Consider the following 18,006-nt stretch of genomic DNA (forward strand, 5'->3'; position numbering starts at 1 on the left):
AGTCCAGTTATTATGAACGCAGATACCTTTAACACCCATTCTGTTACCTGCCCAATTTGCCATCATACTAGCATTTTGCCCTCAATTGGAATGTTAGGTGGACTCTTTACTTGCCCTCACTGCCATACACATTTTGTCATGAGTCACAGTGGTCATTATGTGCGAGATCCCTTTTGTCTCCAGAAGTGTGCCGTTGCCCAAATGCTCCGACGCCAAAGTCATCCCCTTGCACGAATTCTACGAGATTTAAGCTTAACGAAAGGATTACCACTTTTAGCGATTATTAGCAGTCTTTTATTTTTGGGAGTATCCCTGACAATTAATGAAAAATTAAACTTAAATAATCAAACTATAGATTCTCAAGTAGAACCTTCACCCCGTTCTTCTTCCTCTGAACCCTATTAATAATTTAAGGTAATGGGTAATTGGTAATTGGTAATTGGTAATTGGTGATAGTGGTTTATTTTTCGATTAATAAATTAACAGTTAACGATTAACTCTCGCACTGATGACTTATGACTGATAACTCATAACTGATAACTGTTAACTGATGACTGATAACTGGTTAAAAGCTAATCGTTAAATAACCGTTTTGAAACTTGGCTCCAGTTACGGGTTTTCCGGTTAGGGCTGGGGGAAGAAAGATATTCCGCCGTTGATCTCCGGCTTCTATCGTGACTTCTGGGCCGTATTGGGTTAGCTTGACTTGTTTTTTATCAAAACTGGGCAGAAACAGGCTGACCTTGCGTTGTGCCACATCAATACTAATTGGTTTTGGAGCTAACCCAGCCTGGGTAAAATCAGGTAAAGACTTGATCAGAGGTTGCCAACTTTGACCGGAACGTGGGGGAATTACACTGACTTTTAACGGATCAAATGCCTCTGTAATTGCTTCTGTTAGGGATGTTTGGTTTAATAGCATCCCGCCCACGGTGAGTCCCACTTGTTGGGCGCTTCCCCATAAATATCTAGCTGTGGCGATCGCCACTTCATCTTGATTACTGACTAAATAAGCCGCCACTCGCTGAGGATCGGATACCGCCGTTTTCCCTTGCTCCAAGATATTATTCATGTCTTGAGTCGGTTGGGCAAAAGTATCCCCAGAAATATCAATATTCAGAACACTACTGGCAATCGGTTGTACAAAAGGAGAGAGGGTTTTTCCCAAATCCGACTCCATAAATACATTCCGAAAACGGCGTAAATACCAGCTTAAAATCTCTGGCATTCCTAACATTCTCAGGGTATCTTGACTGGCTAACCCATCATAAACAATTACATCATATTCGCCACTGGCATCATATTGGCGAATCGCGTTGAGGGCCAGGGCACTATCCATCCCGGGTAAAACCCCCAATTCCTGACCATAAACATTCCTAAAAAACGGGGTACGAACATATTGGTTTTCCAGCTTTTTTACTTCTTCCCAACTGCGTTCGAGTAAAACTGCACTTTTCAATTGTACGGCTTTTAAATGGGTGGCGATTTCCGTTGGATCACACCCCACTTCCGTTTCTAGTAGGATATTCCAGGCGGGACTACCATCTTGTCCGACTAATAATACCCGCTTCCGACTGGCGGCCAATTGTTGAGCGGCTGCGATCGCCAGTGTTGTCCGACCCGTACCCCCCTTGCCCAAAAATGTTAATGTTAAGGCCATTTATGATTTTCCTAATCTCGTTTATGGAAACTTGATCCTACAACAAATCAATTAGAATAGGTATACGGCAATCCGGTATATTTTCAACTCATCAAGGAGCTAATTTGATGAACTCTGAATTATCACTCAAACTCAACCAACTTTATGAACAAGATTTCCATTTATGGGTACAGCAAACGATTCAATTGCTAGAAAGCAAACATTTTGAAGAATTAGATTGTCAAAATTTAATTGAAGAATTAGACAGTATGGGAAAAAATGATAAAAATGCCTTAAAAAGTAATCTGAGGATTTTATTAATGCACTTACTGAAATATAGATTTCAGCCAGAAAAACGTTCTAATAGTTGGCAATATACAATCATTGAGCATCGTCAAAGGATTGAAGATGCACTCGAAAACAGTCCCAGTCTCAAGCCATTTTTAGAAAATATTTTTATACAATGTTATCAAGATGCCCAAAAATTAGCAGCCGCAGAAACAGGTTTACCCCGTTCTTGTTTTCCTGAAAATTGTCCATTTTCTATTGAAGAAACACTGAATATTGATTATTTACCCGATTCTGATAATAGTGATATATATAGCAATCCTCAATAGGTTGTGGTAGGGGCAATTCATGAATTGCCCCTACCACAAGGATTAAATTTCAAAAATATTACAACTTAAATAGGATTGCTATAGAAGCGAATGACATTTTGACAATTTCCAAAAATCAAGAGGATGATCCACAATAGCCTCAAGCCAAACTTGCAGATCATCCTCTTAATATTTCCCGTCCCCACCATAGGGGAATATTAACGAGAAACTTCTAGTTCATCTTCAAAGAACCAAGTTGCTGCTTTATTATCGAGTTGGACAATAAAACCGACTCCACTCCCATCTACCATTTTGAAGCCTTTGACAGTTCCAAAAGGATTTTGCTTGAGTTGAGCGATAATATCGGCAGGGACTCGCTCTATAACTCGACGAATCTTGACTCTTTGACCAATTTCGATTGCCACGTCCGGTGTTCTCCTTGGGGTATTAACCAATTCACAATTTAGTTTAATATGTCCTTGCCCCAGATTATCGAAAAAATGGGCAACTAAGAGGGAAAAACCCCATCTTTGAGTCCAGACAAGTTAATATGGATATTTGGGGTGGCTATTTCGGGGTTAGGACTGGATCTATTTTCTTTGGATAGACCCGCTAAAGACCAAGTTAAACTTAAAACTGCTAGTTTAGCGATCGCATCTAATTGTTTTTCTTGGGATTCTGGTACGGGGTATTCTTTGGAATCAGAGTTATTGTTATTCATAAAATTATATTTTTTAGAACCTATTACAAGTATTCACGATCTAGCTTGAGATTTCCGCAATATCTATCAAGATTATTTGTGATCATTATTACCAATTAATGTGATGAATCTCACCTTTTATTCTAAATTGGGATCAGTCCCAGAAGCTAAATCCAAGATCGAAACCACATCCGCAGTTGCCATTGTAGAGGGGATAAAGGCAGTCCCAAATATAAGGGCATCCAATACAAAAAACCAAATAAAACCAGGAATATGATCAGAAATCCTAGCCACCGAAATTGTTTATTATGACTATATAACCATCGTTCTACCCACCAAGCTAAAGCCATACAGCTAAACACAAATCCGGTCATATAGTGATAAATAAATAAACAGCGAGTAACTCTCACCCAGGGTAATAAATTTGCTAACCAATTCAAACTTAAAAATAGAGCCAACCACAGTTCCGGTGTCGGCGGAAATTCTAGGGATAATCTAGGTTTTAAATAGGGAAATCTAACAGATAAAGCCATCCAAACTCGTTGAATTAACAGAAAACATAATAATAAACTTGCTAAGGTCGATAACCACCATAAAAAGGGATTTCCCATCGCATGAACTGAATAAATAATGGGAAGTTGATCGGGATAACTTAAAGGTAAAGTTGGATCAAGGGGAGTGGTAGTATCAACTTTCTGATAAAAATAGGCAATTGGTCGTAACATCAGAATCCAACTGTACCATTTAGAACAGTAGGGATGAACTTTTGTACCATCTCCTAAGTTATGATGATAAGCCCAAATTTTAGCTTGAAGACCCCAAAAGGGCGGATCTGGATTTTGTTGTAAATGGGGAAGCCAACCGATCCAATAAACCAGAATAGGAATGATAATTAAGGTGACTAGAATAATAATTGTGGTGAGTTGATTTAGATTTTGTAAGGGAGATTTAAAAGATGTTTCTGGGATTATTTTTTTTGAATTTTTGGTACAATATTGAATCAATCCTGAGACTATTAATATTAAATAAATCCCCAATAAAAATCCTAATCCATTCCATTTAGTTAGGGCTGCTGCTCCTAATCCAATTCCGGCTAAACCCATCCAAAACCAATGGTTAATCCCTTTTTTATGTAAAGCCTTTAAAAAAAATAGTTGTCCTAATAATCCAAAAAATACAATATAAATATTACTCAGAGCATAGCGAGATTCTACTAGAAATAATCCATCTGTTGCCATTAAAAAGGTAGCAATTAAAGTATAACTGCGACGTTGAGTTAGTTGATAGGCGATCGCACCTACAATTAAGGGAATAAACGAACCAAATAAAGCATTAAACCACCGATAACTCCAAGTAGATAGGGTCGAACCCGTTAAATTATTAATGGTTTCTTGTCCGAAGGGTAGTTTAGATCCGAGCCAAATTCCAATGGCAATTAAATATTGACTTAGGGGGGGATGGGAATTAAAAAAAGGAGTTTCAGTTAAATAATTATTAGCAAATTGAGCAAAATAAACTTCATCAAAAACCAAACTATTAAATCGGCCTAAACCCCAAAATCTTAAAAGAATAGACCCAATAAATATTGAGATCATTCCCAAAGTAAAACTAGATAATTTGAGTTGAAATTTATATTTTGTATCAGTCATTATTTTTGGATTTAATTCCTATGTTGGGTCTGATAGTAGAGACTCACCATGGCGCGTCTCTATACTGATTACTAATTAATGATTTCTAATTCTCTACAAATCGGAATCTCGATAATAAATTCCGATCCTTTTCCTAACTGAGAACGACACAATAATCGCCCTTTGTGGGTATCTTCAATAATCTTTCGACTAATGGATAGTCCCAGTCCTGTGCCTTTTCCTACAGGTTTAGTGGTAAATAAATAATCAAAGGCACATTTTTTAGTATCTTCAGACATTCCCGTCCCATTATCCCTAACTGAAACAGCAACAGCACGACTATTAGAAACCAGATAGGTTGAAATTATAATTTGATTCGGATGTTGCAGTAATTCTTGATAGGATTTAGTGGCGCTAGATTCATTTAAGGCATCAATAGCATTATTAATTAAATTCATAAACACCTGATTTAATTGCCCCGGATAGCAGTCAACTAAAGGCATTTGACCATACTTTTTAATCACCTTAATATCAGGACGGTGATCGGTTGCTTGTAATAAATGTTTCAGGATTAATAGGGTACTTTCTAACCCTTCATGAATATTAAAAGGAACTTGAGCCTTAATATCGCTCCGAGAAAAAGTGCGTAAACTGGTACTAATATTAGAAATTCGATCTGTGCCTAATTTCATAGAAGAAATCAATTTAGGTAAATCTTCGATTAAATAGTCTAAATCAATGGATTCAGCATAGGCAAGAATAGAAGGATCGGCATTAGGATAATAACTTTGATACAGTTTTAAATGCTGAATTAAATCCTTAATATAAATATTAGCATGATTCAAATTACCCGCAATAAAGTTAATCGGATTATTAATTTCATGGGCTACTCCAGCAATCAAATGCCCTAAAGTTGACATTTTTTCACTTTGTACTAATTGCATTTGAGACTGTTTTAAATCTTCTAATACTTGGGATAATTCGGCTGTTCTTTCTAAAACCCGTTGTTCTAATTCTTGATTTTTTTCTAATAATTGTTGTGTTAAAGAACTAATTTTTAAATGAATTTTAATTCTAGCAATCACTTCTTCAGATTGAAACGGTTTAGTAATATAATCCACAGCCCCAATTGATAAGCCTTTGACCTTTTCTAAATTATCCATCACTGCGGTCATAAAAATGATCGGAATATCATGGGTTGAAGCATGACTTTTCAGGTGTTTGCAGGTTTCAAACCCATCGGTTTCGGGCATGACCACATCTAATAAAATCAAATCAGGTTGTTCAGTTTCCGCAACTTGAATAGCTTGATTACTATGGTTTGCGATTAAAATTCTCCAGCCACAATTATTAATAAAACCTGATAATAAATTAAGGTTTGTTGGGCTATCATCGACAATTAGTATGGTGGTTTCTTTGAATGAGTTGGAGTGCATATTAAATGGGATTATGATTTATGGATCAATCGAAATTGTTCCAGCAGAAAGCAAATTACTATCTCAACTCAACTTAATTATAAATATTCGTAGCCGTTGATCAATGAATTTATTTTCAATGCCTCCCAAAAGGAAACAAAAGACACAATACCCCCAACCTGTTGAGTATCTAAACTTATATGGAACTATTTAGATTATATTTTACGTTGACTGATCATGATTTGACAATGACACCCATCACAACTAATGGCGGACTCAACAAAAAACACCCCATCATGGGGTGCAACAAAGGGGGCTATTCTTACTTGAATCTGAACTTATTGTAACTTCAGAATTTGAGCCGTTAGATCCAGACTTTCCTCATAGAGAACATCCCGTCCCCAACGCTGTAACTGTTGAGCCATAAGGGATTCCGCTTTTTGATCCGTGGCGGCGATCACTTGTTCAGTCCGACAAGATTGGGCACTTCCTCCGGCTTCCATCCGCATACATCCGGTGGTTTCCGAACATAAAATTGTGCAGCAGTTGGCGTTAGGATTACTAGAAGTTAACCGTAATCCCACTAAATCTCCTGGAATTTCACCATAATCCGCCGTGGGAATTGCCGCGAGTTCGGCCATAATTTTTTTATCATTCGGCCCGATAAACTCAATATGTTTTAAATCATAATCCCCACCTTTAGCTACAAAAGAAACAGGTTTCCATTCCAAACGACTCGCAAACCACCCCAAAAACATTAGGGCTTGAGCCGCATTGCCTTTTTCATAGTCAATGGTGATATTATCAATTTCGACCAAGGAAGCTCTACGTTCTGGGGGGTCAAAGGCAGAGGCAGTTAATTCTTGCCAAGGGGAAAGTCGATGCCAATTCAAGTCAGCAATATAGGTTTCCTGTTCAATCAAATCGTTCATTTTTAACAATTCTGATTCTGGATCACTAAAATAAGAGGAATCCACAATCACACAATTACAACAACCCGCTAATTGTTTAAACAATTCCTGCTCTGGGTTAGGTGTGGCTTTCCACCAAACAAACTTAGGTAAATCGGGAATCATCAGGGAGGAAACCACACTTCCCACCCGTTCTAAGGCTGCTTTTGTGCCTCTGAGGGTAATATATTCACAACAGACTAACCCTTCTTCACTTTTTTTCTGAATCGGGCAGTAGGCAGAAACCTGGGCCGTAACTCCGGTATCCTCTCCTACAATTGGACACAGGGTAATAATCCGACAGGGATTTTGAGCGGCAATGGTTTCACTAATACTAAATCCCCGTCCATCCAGATTCGGAATAATTTGATCTTCGGGGGGAAGTTTGGTAAATTCTTGGCGTAATTTTAGCAAGGTATCGGGGTCAACTCGCCCGTTAATGAGTAAACCATAAATTCTCTGAGCTTCTTTAATCGCATTCCGGGTTGATGTTCCATGAATCCCATCAATACTGCCCAGATAAAACCCTAAAGCCCCCAACAATTGTTGAAATTCTTCGGGTTCATAAACCACCATACTAAAGGTAGCCGCCCGGGTAGCAATGGCGGTGGTTTTCCCATTTCCAATATTCTGACTCAGCCAAATACTACTTAACTCAGCTTCAATTTGACTGAGGGAAATATCCTTGGGTTTTTGTAACGCAACAAGTGGTGTAGTCATAATCAGTTATCAGTTAACAGTTAACAGTTATCAGTTATTAGTGATCAGTTATTAGTCATCAGTTATTAGTTATCAGTTATTAGTTATCAGTTATCAGTAAAGAAAAGAAGTGATTAAGAAACAGTTGATCAAATTCTTAACTCTTACACTGATAACTCTTACACTGATAACTGATGACTGATTAAAGTCTTCTCCAACGACGGCCATCCCGGTTGAGCAGAAGTTCTGATTCCACTGGCCCCCAAGTTCCGGCTTCATAGAGCGGGATAGACTCGGCTGGGGCTGGGGCATCCCAAACTTCTAAAACCGGGGTGAGGGCTTGCCAAGAGGCTTCGACTTCATCCCCCCGTGTAAATAGGGTTTGATCTCCTAACATACAGTCAACCAATAAACGGGCATAGGCATCTGTATTCGCTTTACCAAAAGCCGTATCATAGCGAAAATCCATATCAACGGAACGAGTCCGCAGAGAATTTCCGGGGGTTTTCACCTCAAAGCGCATGGAAATTCCTTCATTTGGTTGAATTCTCAAGACCAAAACGTTCGGGTTGGCCTGTTTTGCCGCGGACTGGAACATCAAAAATGGCACTTCTTTAAATTGAATGGCAATTTCCGTCACCTTTTTCGGCATTCGTTTTCCGGTTCGCAGATAGAACGGGACACCCTTCCAGCGCCAGTTATCAATATAAAATTTTAACGCGGCATAGGTTGGGGTGATGGACTCCAGGGCGGCTCCATCTTCGGAACGATAACCCGGAACCTGTAGGCCATTCATCCAACCGGGGGTATATTGTCCCCGTACCGCAGAATATTCTAAAAAATTAGTATCAGCCAGGTGGGTTGCTTGTACCACCTTAACTTTTTCGTTACGAATGCTATCGGCGTCGAGGGAGTTGGGGGGTTCCATCGCCGTCAGGGAAAATAACTGCATCAGATGGTTTTGTACCATATCCCGCAGCGCCCCGGAAGTTTCATAATAGCCCGCCCGTCCTTCTAAACCAACGGTTTCCGCCACGGTAATTTGGACGTGATCGACAAATTGACGGTTCCACAGGGGCTCAAAAATCGCATTGCCAAATCGAAACACCATCAAGTTTTGGACGGTTTCTTTCCCCAAATAATGGTCAATCCGATAGACCTGTTCTTCGCAACAGACTTGACGCACCACCCGGTTGAGAATTTGGGCCGAACCTAAATCTCGACCAAAGGGTTTTTCAATGACTAAACGCTGTTTTTTGGGGTCGGGGAGCATTCCGGCTCCACCTAATTGTTGAATGGCTTCGGCAAAAAAACGTGGGGCTACGGATAAATAAAAGACTCGGTTTCCTCTGGTGTGGCGCAGTTCATCGATTTCCCCTAAAAAGGCTTTGAGTTTTTGGTAACTTTCGGGTTCATCCATATTCCCCGAACAGTAAAAAATCCCTTGGGCGAAGTCGTCCCAAAGGGCTTGGGAATATAAACCGCCCCCAAATGCTTCCACCCCTTCCCGCAGGTGTTCGCGGAAAAAGTCGTGGCTCCATTCCCGACGAGCAACCCCGACAATGGTTATTTCTGGCGGAAGTTTGCGCTCTAATTTCATCTGGTAGAGGGCTGGGACTAATTTCCGTTGGGTTAAGTCTCCCGATGCACCAAAAATTACTAAAATCTGGGGTTCGGGAATTCGATCTTGTTGCAGTCCCACCCGCAAGGGATTTTCAATCAGTGTTACCATGTCTATTCCTTTTGCGACAGCGAGATTATTTTTCTGGTGGACTCTAGGGATTAAGGTAGCACGTTTACCCGTCCTAAATCGGCTAGAGATGTTTCCCAATTATGGAATTGAGTTAATTTATAATTTTTACCCTTGACAGTGCTTGATCCGGCAAAATTTTTGTTTAATTTAAGATTAGCTTGTGATTGCTGGTTTTTAGATATTAATTTTTCGGTAATTTTAACCCATTCCCAATAAGTACCTAAACAAAATTAATTACACATCCTCCACCCTGTTCCCTCCCCCCCTAGCCCCCCGTGCACGGCGGGTTTGGGGGGACTGTTCCCTCTCTCAACTAGGTAATTTATTTTGTGTAACTACTTAGTACCAGCAGATTTAAAAATTCTTGAATATTAACTAAAATATCTTCGGAAAAAGGTTGAGGATAAACTAAACGGTGGAGATAGTAACCTGGGAAGGTTTCTCCAATATAATAATAGTAATCTAATTCGACTAAATTACTAATCCACCAATAGCAATGATAGACATAATTTGGGGAAAATAACTCGATTACTTTGGTGTTGGGTTGACAAAAGACAAGATTGGTTAACCCACTCCCATGAGGTGCAATAATTATTTCAGCCTGGGAAAATAACCCAGCTTGTTCGATCACAGACATTGATTCTAATTTAATAGAGTGGAATCCCCAGGGTTGTAAAACCCTTAATAATTCATCTTCGTTTAAAATTCGACGGCTTTTTGCGGCATTTCTAGTAATATAAATTCGTTTAATATTAGGGGAACTTGTAATAACATCAGGATGCAAAAAATGTTGCTTTAAAAAATTACAAGTCCATGGAGGCATCCAAGCAGCACAACCAGGGAAAGAGGGCACAATTAAAGTTTGGGCTTGGAGATGATGGAATTCATTAATATTAATTTGTTTATTTGGGGGAATTTGTAATTTCTCTAAAGTCTCTTTTTGAAAAGACAAACGATTGTCAACAATAAAGTAATCAATTTCATTCCAATTCACACTGCTTTTTTTTAATAATTCTATTCGAGGTAATACATCTAACATCCAATGAAAATAAACCGAATTTGAAAGTCCGGCTAAAATAGCGACAGTCCCGTTGATAAAATAAATTGGAGGTAATTTATTAAGGGATAAAATAGAATGCTGACTGGGATTTTTGTCAGGATGACCCGGACTTAATAAAGGAAATTCTGGGGAAAGATCCCCTAAAAAATGTTGTTCTTGGGTTAAAATAGCCGATTGAGTTTGATCAGAACTTAACCAAAATCGCCCTTGAGGAATTTTAAGCACAAAAGCAGCAGGAAGTTCCATCTGTTGACCAAATCTAAAACTGAAATGGATAGAATTATCCAAGGATTTTGGGGGTTTTAGATTAACAATAGTTGCGGGATAAATTTGTTGATAATTGTCTGGAGTTGAAGGATTAGATTTTAGCCAATCTTCCGTTGATTGATCAAATTGAATTGGAGGGTTAATTGGTTTAATTTCCGAGAGATCAACAGAAGTATTTAATTTCCCTAATTCTGATAAATTGTTTAATAAACTATCAATCCAATTCGCAACAGAAGATTCATAAATCATGGCTTTTTTAAGATAAGATAATCCGGCTTCAATTTGGTTATTATAAATTAATAAAAATCCTAAATATCCTGAATATAAAGCTGATTTGGAATCAAATTTTAAACATTCTTTTAAACTATCAATGGCTTGATCAATTTCTCCAGTATGAAATAAAGCCTGACCTAAACCATAATAAGCCTCAACTAGATTATAATTAAAATCAATAACTGTTTTAAAATTAGCGACCGCCTGTTGATAACAGTTTAATTTTAATCGACATTTTCCCAATGCCAAATTATAACGAGCTTGTCTTTCTTCCCAGGAAATAGTATTATCTATTACAGATAAAAAATCCGATAAATTAGCCGCTAAATAACACTGAAACGCTTCTACATAATCCTGTTTATAATTATAAAATATATCTCCAGATTTTAAATAAACTAGAAAGTTATTGGGGGCGATATCCTGAGCTTGTTGAAGTAAAATTAAGGCTGGATCTGGATAGAAACTAGATAACATTTTGCTCAAACCAAGATATAACTCTATTGGTGGTGTTGCGGGAGATAATAATAAGTTTAAAAAATTAATTGTTAAGGAATTTATATTCCGAGTTGATAGGGTTTTATTCCCAGTTAAATCCTGATAAAATTGAGGCTGTTTCTCGATTCCTTGTTTAAGAAAACTAATTCCTTTTTCAAATAACCCCAAAATTATTAAACTAATTCCTAAATCGCTATAAGCGGGTGCATAGTTTGGCTGAAGTTGAATTGCATTTTCAAAGGCATTAATCGCAGATTCCCATTGTTTAATCTGAGTTAAACATAATCCTAATTGGTAATAAATTAAATGGTCTGGGGAATATTTAATAACTTCTTGATAACATTGAATTGCGGCTTCAAATTGTTCTAATTTTTGAAAGATATTTGCTTGATTAAGATACATTTGAATAGAATTGGGTTCTAACTCAATCCCTTTTTGCCAAATCCTAATAGCTGCTTCTAAATCTCCTTGAAGTGCAATAGTATGACCTAGATTATCATAAACCTCAAGATCGGTTTCACACCATTCTAAAATTGCTTCATAAATTAGTTGGGCAAATTCAAAAGATTGGGAGGATAAATATTCTCTTGCTTTACCTTTTAAAAAATTGACAAATTCAGTAATTTCAGTTGTTTCTAAATTAGATTCAGCAAAAGCAGAAAACCATATTGTTTGCGCCTGTAATACATCTCCCTGTAATAACCAAGATAATCCCAAATACCAATAATTAGCAACAATATCAGGAGACTCCAAAATACATTGTTCATAAACCGAGATGGCTTTTAAAAACTGTTGTTGACCCAAATAAGTATGTCCTAGACTTTGGAGTTCAGGAATAGATAGAGGCTGATTTGAGGTTGTATTTTTTGACACTGGATTACCTTTTAATTCAATATAAAGTTAATTAGATTCCACCTGTGATTCCAATATTTTTTGAATCCGATTCTGAGTTTGTTCTAAATGCGCTAAGGTGTAAGCATTCATTTTATTCTTGCTTCGTTTTAAGGTTGTTTCTAACTGATTATTTAACTGTTTAAGCTGATACCAAGCTACGGTTTCTGCATCTTCAGGAATGAAAATTTTTCGTAATACCATATTACTTAAAATGTCTAAATGTTGCCGTTGTAAAGAACGCCGTAGACTGGAAATTTCAATTTCTCCATTATTAGCTAAAATTTCCGTCCAGATGCCATTCTGAATAGTTTCAAATAATTCGGGTATGGTTAAAGCATTATTCGCCGTTGTTTTTAATTCTAAATCTCGCAACCTAAATAACCTTATAGGATTAAATAAATCTTGTAAAACATAACGATGAATAAGACTAATTAAGCTAGTAATAGGATAATCTAACCGACTATTTTGATCGGGATTTGCCCAATCTGACCAACGAGACGGAGCTAATTTGTTCAATAAATCAGGAGAAAAATTAAATGCTTTATCGTTAAAAATATAGGTTTCCAAGAGTTTTAACGCATTTCTTTGTTTTTCAATCGAAATCGGTTCTAAAGGTAAACGATTATTTCCATCTCCAGCCCGAGTTCGAGTAAAAGATTGTCCGCCAATATAAAGAGTTAAATGATTGGCTTGAATAAAATAATAGTTAACAATTGTATTGAACATTTTCCGAATTTTATCATAACCTTCTCCCTGACGAGGGGTATATTTTTCTAACCGTTTCCACATCTCAATTGCATTATCAAATTGCCATTGAGAATATTGCAACATATTATTACTTAAATCGTCCTGATTAATTGCTGGGTCAAGAAAAAATCTCAAATCCTCATCGGTTGCATAGGCTAATTCCGGTTGAATTGATCGTTTGGCAATCTCTTGTAACCTTTGCCATTCTCCCTGTGGAGTTGTACTAGCAATTGGTTGATAACCATATTCAATTGCCCATTGATCATAGGGCCCAATTCGGGTAGAAAAATAATCTCCCTGGATTGTTCCTTGGGGGGCTAAATTAACTGGAACATAATCCATAACTGAACTCACTAATCCTTTTTTTTGGGTAATTTCAGTATTATTTAATTCCTCTGGAGCTAGGAGGGTACTGCCTTTAAAATTATGTCTTAATCCCAAGGTATGTCCGACTTCATGGGCAATTAAAAGACGTAAATATTGCTTGATATAGAGTTCCGTTTTAGGACTATTGGGCATCACATTTCCCAAGAGAGATAAAGCAATTGTTCCTACATTGAATTGTTGCTTAGAACCTCGATGAAAGCAGGATTCATGGGTAAAATTAGCTAGGGCTTTTTTATTTTTTTGAGCTTCAGATTGATTGGCAATAGAATAGGCAGATAATCCCCTCGGACAAGGTTGATTTTCTGTCTTTAATCGTGAATTGGGCGGATGATTTTCTGTCCATATCGTTGATAAATTTTCTCCTGAAAATACATCTATTTCATCAGATAAACTTCGGATAGCATTACTTTCTATAATAATATCTGCATCTAAAATTTCCCCGGTTAGGGGGTTAGTATGGGAAGGGCCATAACCACTAAAGTCAACATCAAAGGAAGTAGACCAGCGAATGGTATTATAACGGACATCTGCGGGGTTCCAGGGGGCATTGTCGGGCATTTGTTCGACTTGAATCGCATTTATAAATCCGGCTTGTTCAAAGGCTTTATTCCAGAATAAAATTCCCTCTCGAATTGTCTCCCGATATTCTAAAGGTACGGTATTTTCAATCCAAAATGTAATCGGTTTAACCGGGGGAGAAAAATCAGTATTGGGGTCTTGTTTTTCCAAATTCCAGCGATTAATATAACGAACGGCTGTTGATCTTTCATCCCGTTTTGATAAATCTTTATAGGTGGTTGTAAAATACCCAACTCGTTCATCTGCTAACCGAGGAACATAATTATTACCATAAGGAACTGCTAATAAACTATAACGAACTTTTAAATTAAAGGTGCGGTTATCGGGTAAGGATGGAATATATTGTTCATCTGCATATTGTGTAAGAGAAAATCCAAATAGGGATTCAATTTCGACATTTTCTGGAAAGGTTTGAATTTCCGAAATATAGGATTTACTCGGATCAATCGCATAGTTAGTTGTTAAAAAATCTGAGAATTGGATCATTAACCCGGGTAAATCACTTTCCCCATTGAATAAATCCCCAATTTCAATTAATATAGTTTTTGTATCAGGATTAATACTTAAAATAGGTAAAGTTTTTAAAACAGATTCACTAAAGGAACGATTGATAGAATCAATTTGAGGATCATTTTCTTGAGTACGAAAATTAATATTAGGAACAACAAATTGAATTTTATTCTGTAGATGACGAAATTGAAAGAGAATATCTCTAAGAGCATATCCACTGAAAATTCCGGCTTCTCCGATACCAGATTCCAATGTCACAAAACACAGAAAATCTTGATTTAACTGTTCAGGTGTTAATTCTAAATAAACCTTTCCCGATTCTTTATTTTGATAAATTGTAAATAAACCTTCTAATTTTTTACTGCCTTTAATTATCTCCTCAAAAGACTGTTCAGCAACTTCTTGAGCCACTAAATTTTCTCTAAATTCAGAGATGGAAACCTCTTGAGCATCAACTTGAGATAATCTTAAAATTACTATTAAAAATGATATCAACCCTAACAAAAAAAAACGTTTAACTTTCTTGAATTTAGTCATAATTTACAGTCTTCTTTATAATCCTATCAATGGGGATATAAGTAGTTGCCAAGAGTGCTCAGGACATAGACTCTCTCTCCGCTTACCCGCCGGACATGGCTATATTTTGTCCTCATAACCATGTCCATTACTATATAGCCCAAAACGAGGCGATCATTCTAAAACATGAAACATCCCTAGAAACTAGACTATTAAACTTAACCGTCTTGATTAATTTGAGCAATTAATTCCTTTAGGATGTGCGGAGCCTGATCATTATCAATTTGGCAAGTTCCGGCGTTTTCATGACCCCCACCCCCATACTTTAACATCAACTCTCCAATATTGGTTTTAGAGGTTTTCTGAAAAATAGATTTACCCACAGCAAATACCGTATTTTGTTGTTTAACTCCCCATAAAACATGAATAGAAATATTACATTCAGGGAATAAAGCGTAAATCATAAACCGATTTCCCGCATAAATAGTTTCTTCGGAACGTAAATCTAAAACCACCAAATTTTGATGAACTTGGGAACAGCGTTTCAGTTGTTCTTTAAAATTTTCTTCATGTTCAAAATAAATTTCTACTCGCTCTTTAACGTCAGGAAGCTGTAAAATATCAACAATTTGATGATTTTTGCAATAATCAATTAACTCCATCATCAGTTGATAATTGGAAATCCGAAAATCTCGAAATCTTCCTAATCCAGTTCGAGCATCCATCAGAAAGTTTAATAATACCCAGCCTTCAGGATTTAAAACTTCTTCCTGATTAAATTGGGCGGAATCTGCCTTATCCACCGCCTCCATCATTTCCTCGGAAATATTAGGAAATTTAGCTTTTCCTCCATAGTAATTGTATAAAACCCTGGCCGCCGAAGCCGCATTAGGATCAATAATATAATTTTGATTAATAGAAGGATTTCTAAGGGTTTCACTTAAATGATGATCAAAGGCAAGATAAACCCCTTCAACATAGGGCAAATTCGTGGTAATATCCTGATTAGTAATTTCTATTTTGCCATCCTGCATATCTTTAGGATGAACAAATTTAATTTCATCAATCATCTCTAAATCTTTTAACAGCACCGCACAGACTAAACCATCAAAATCGCTACGGGTAACTAATCTATATTTTTGAGTCATTGTGTTTTCCTTGGGATTGAATATCCTAATTATAATGCTTAATTTTAGAGCTAAATAAGGTCAGTTTCCACTCTTAGTCTAAAGTTTTTACCGTTAATACTTGGGGCGGAGTCGCATCGGGGGGATAAATCAACTCCACTCCCACAGCACGAGAACCCCCCGCAGGTAAATTTAAGTTAACTAACCCTTCCCCCTGTTGTCCCTGACGTTGGACTAGGTGAAAATAACGCTGTTGGTTTTGTCCAAAATCATCAACATAACTCAGTCGCACCGTCCCGCGAAAAAATATTTGTCCCTGGGGGGGTTCAATAAAGGTTAACCGATTAGATGCCACATTTTGTTTAAATGGAGTTTGAATTGATAAACTCACGGTTTGGGATTGTCGGGTAGAATTATATAAGGGTAAAATGAGACTATAACGCACCCCATAATTGCCATGGGCGCGAAGGGCTGTATCAGGATAACGAGCTAATAAGGGTGCGCTTTGAACCTGTTGGGTTCCTAAAGTTGCCGTCGATACCGTACTTAAAGGATAAGAAAAAGCCGAACCTCGATCGGGAATGGTTAAATAATTCATCCCCGGACGGTCTACTACTGTTCCCGTCCATTGGGAACCCACAGACACCCCCGCCACACGACCATAAACCTTTTCTCCCGTGTAGACATTATCCCCGAAGGTTGGGATCACATCTCTGGGTTCGGCTAGTTTTCCCGTATTTAAAAAATCCCACCATTGGGCTAAAGCTGGGATTTGTGGGGGGAAAAACGGAGATAAAGGTAAGCGGGGAATATTGGGAATCATCGGAGAATTCATTGGGGAGTTAAACCGCACTAAATTCGCTAGGTATACAGGGCTATTACTTTGTAATCGGAGTAGGGTCGAACGGGCACTGGCCGTTGGGATGGGTAAACTAAACAACATCTGGGTTTGTTGGGGCGGAATTATGATTTGTTCAGGAAAGCTGAGTTGATTTCTTCCCCGTAAAATATCCCCCGCCATCCGTGACCCTGGCCCAGAAAATACCCGACCCTGGGGGTCTTCCACCAAAGGTGGTAATTCCACAAAGGGCGCGTCCGGTGAGGTAACATAACTAATCCCTTGCAGAATATTCAGGGTAACGGGTTGAGGACTGGGGTTATAAACTAATACTCCTTGATATAGGGTTTGTTGTTTATTAATCGGACGAGCAATATGATGGGAAAAAAATTCAAACTCTCCACTGATAGGAACATTTAGGTGAGCATTAGGAAATTTTTTCGCTGTTTGGGGAAAGGTAGACAATAAAATTCCTTCCCCTTTAACCACTTCGGGACTATTACTATTTAATACCGGAATTTCATTCAATTGTCCAGGTAAAGCTCGAATTTCCTGCGCTTGAGTAATATATCGTTTCCCTGGGTTTGGCGGGGGAATGGTAATCACTTCTGCTAAAACAAATGTAGGAATAAAAGGAAACATAGATAATGATTTAATCTCCTAAATTTACCAGCAAATATGGATTAAGCCCAGCAATGTCTGACTACGCTTAATAACTTTTGATTTGGGGGCGTCAACCGGAAACCTTGCTATTATACGCTTATCTCTGCGATAAAAGCTTCGATTCGAGGATTGAGGACTAAAATTTTAGCACCGATTCTCCAAAAGTCTCAATATGAAATAGAATAGCTGGTCGCACATCATTTAAAGTTTCTTCATAAGTATAGCAATCCTGAATAGTTTGTGTTAGGGGGCAATTCATGAATTGCACCT

13 protein-coding genes are annotated in these 18,006 nt (G+C 37.7%); 2 read left to right on the forward strand and 11 right to left on the reverse strand.

Annotated elements, in window-relative coordinates; all coding sequences use genetic code 11:
- Positions 1-12 precede the first annotated feature (12 nt).
- A complete protein-coding gene (locus NMG88_RS07875) occupies positions 13-405 on the forward strand; it encodes a hypothetical protein (RefSeq protein WP_042153303.1) in 393 nt (130 codons plus the stop codon).
- Between the two features lie 160 nt (positions 406-565).
- On the opposite strand, the gene NMG88_RS07880 is transcribed toward NMG88_RS07875, so the two are convergent.
- The gene (locus NMG88_RS07880) at positions 566-1,660 is read right to left on the reverse strand and encodes a Get3/ArsA fold putative tail anchor-mediating ATPase NosAFP (protein WP_254035287.1); all 1,095 of its coding nucleotides are present in this window, start codon (positions 1,658-1,660) and stop codon (positions 566-568) included.
- A gap of 107 nt (positions 1,661-1,767) precedes the next feature.
- Here NMG88_RS07880 and NMG88_RS07885 point away from each other — a divergent pair, with 107 nt between their 5' ends.
- Entirely contained in the window at positions 1,768-2,256 is a 489-nt protein-coding gene (locus NMG88_RS07885) for a DUF29 domain-containing protein (RefSeq protein ID WP_235751258.1), read from the forward strand.
- A 197-nt stretch (positions 2,257-2,453) separates the two neighbouring features.
- Here NMG88_RS07885 and petP read toward each other — a convergent pair whose 3' ends face one another.
- The 10 genes from petP to NMG88_RS07935 form a co-directional block, all read right to left on the reverse strand.
- A complete protein-coding gene (gene petP, locus NMG88_RS07890) occupies positions 2,454-2,660 on the reverse strand; it encodes a cytochrome b6f subunit PetP (RefSeq protein ID WP_026788853.1) in 207 nt (68 codons plus the stop codon).
- Between the two features lie 83 nt (positions 2,661-2,743).
- Positions 2,744-2,956, reverse strand: coding sequence for a hypothetical protein (locus NMG88_RS07895; protein WP_026788852.1), 213 nt, complete (start codon positions 2,954-2,956; stop codon positions 2,744-2,746).
- Positions 2,957-3,102: 146 nt separating this feature from the next.
- Entirely contained in the window at positions 3,103-4,584 is a 1,482-nt protein-coding gene (locus NMG88_RS07900; protein ID WP_026797106.1) for a dolichyl-phosphate-mannose--protein mannosyltransferase, read from the reverse strand.
- Positions 4,585-4,655: 71 nt separating this feature from the next.
- The gene (locus NMG88_RS07905; protein ID WP_254035288.1) at positions 4,656-5,999 is read right to left on the reverse strand and encodes a hybrid sensor histidine kinase/response regulator; all 1,344 of its coding nucleotides are present in this window, start codon (positions 5,997-5,999) and stop codon (positions 4,656-4,658) included.
- A gap of 317 nt (positions 6,000-6,316) precedes the next feature.
- Positions 6,317-7,648, reverse strand: coding sequence for a glucose-6-phosphate dehydrogenase assembly protein OpcA (gene opcA, locus NMG88_RS07910; RefSeq protein WP_254035289.1), 1,332 nt, complete (start codon positions 7,646-7,648; stop codon positions 6,317-6,319).
- A 181-nt stretch (positions 7,649-7,829) separates the two neighbouring features.
- On the reverse strand, positions 7,830-9,359 hold the full coding sequence (gene zwf / locus NMG88_RS07915) for a glucose-6-phosphate dehydrogenase (RefSeq protein ID WP_042153315.1): 1,530 nt from the start codon (positions 9,357-9,359) through the stop codon (positions 7,830-7,832).
- Between the two features lie 343 nt (positions 9,360-9,702).
- Positions 9,703-12,348 carry a glycosyltransferase 61 family protein gene (locus tag NMG88_RS07920; protein ID WP_254035290.1) on the reverse strand — a complete coding sequence of 882 codons (2,646 nt, stop codon included), beginning with the start codon at positions 12,346-12,348 and terminating at the stop codon, positions 9,703-9,705.
- 27 nt (positions 12,349-12,375) lie between these two features.
- The gene (locus NMG88_RS07925) at positions 12,376-15,129 is read right to left on the reverse strand and encodes a zinc-dependent metalloprotease (RefSeq protein ID WP_254035291.1); all 2,754 of its coding nucleotides are present in this window, start codon (positions 15,127-15,129) and stop codon (positions 12,376-12,378) included.
- Positions 15,130-15,326: 197 nt separating this feature from the next.
- A complete protein-coding gene (locus NMG88_RS07930) occupies positions 15,327-16,256 on the reverse strand; it encodes a DHH family phosphoesterase (protein WP_254035292.1) in 930 nt (309 codons plus the stop codon).
- A gap of 73 nt (positions 16,257-16,329) precedes the next feature.
- Positions 16,330-17,715: a DUF3370 domain-containing protein gene (locus NMG88_RS07935; protein ID WP_254035293.1), complete on the reverse strand. Its 1,386-nt coding sequence runs from the start codon at positions 17,713-17,715 to the stop codon at positions 16,330-16,332.
- Positions 17,716-18,006 lie beyond the last annotated feature (291 nt).

The organism is Planktothrix agardhii (assembly GCF_904830935.1).
GTDB classification, from domain to species: domain Bacteria; phylum Cyanobacteriota; class Cyanobacteriia; order Cyanobacteriales; family Microcoleaceae; genus Planktothrix; species Planktothrix agardhii.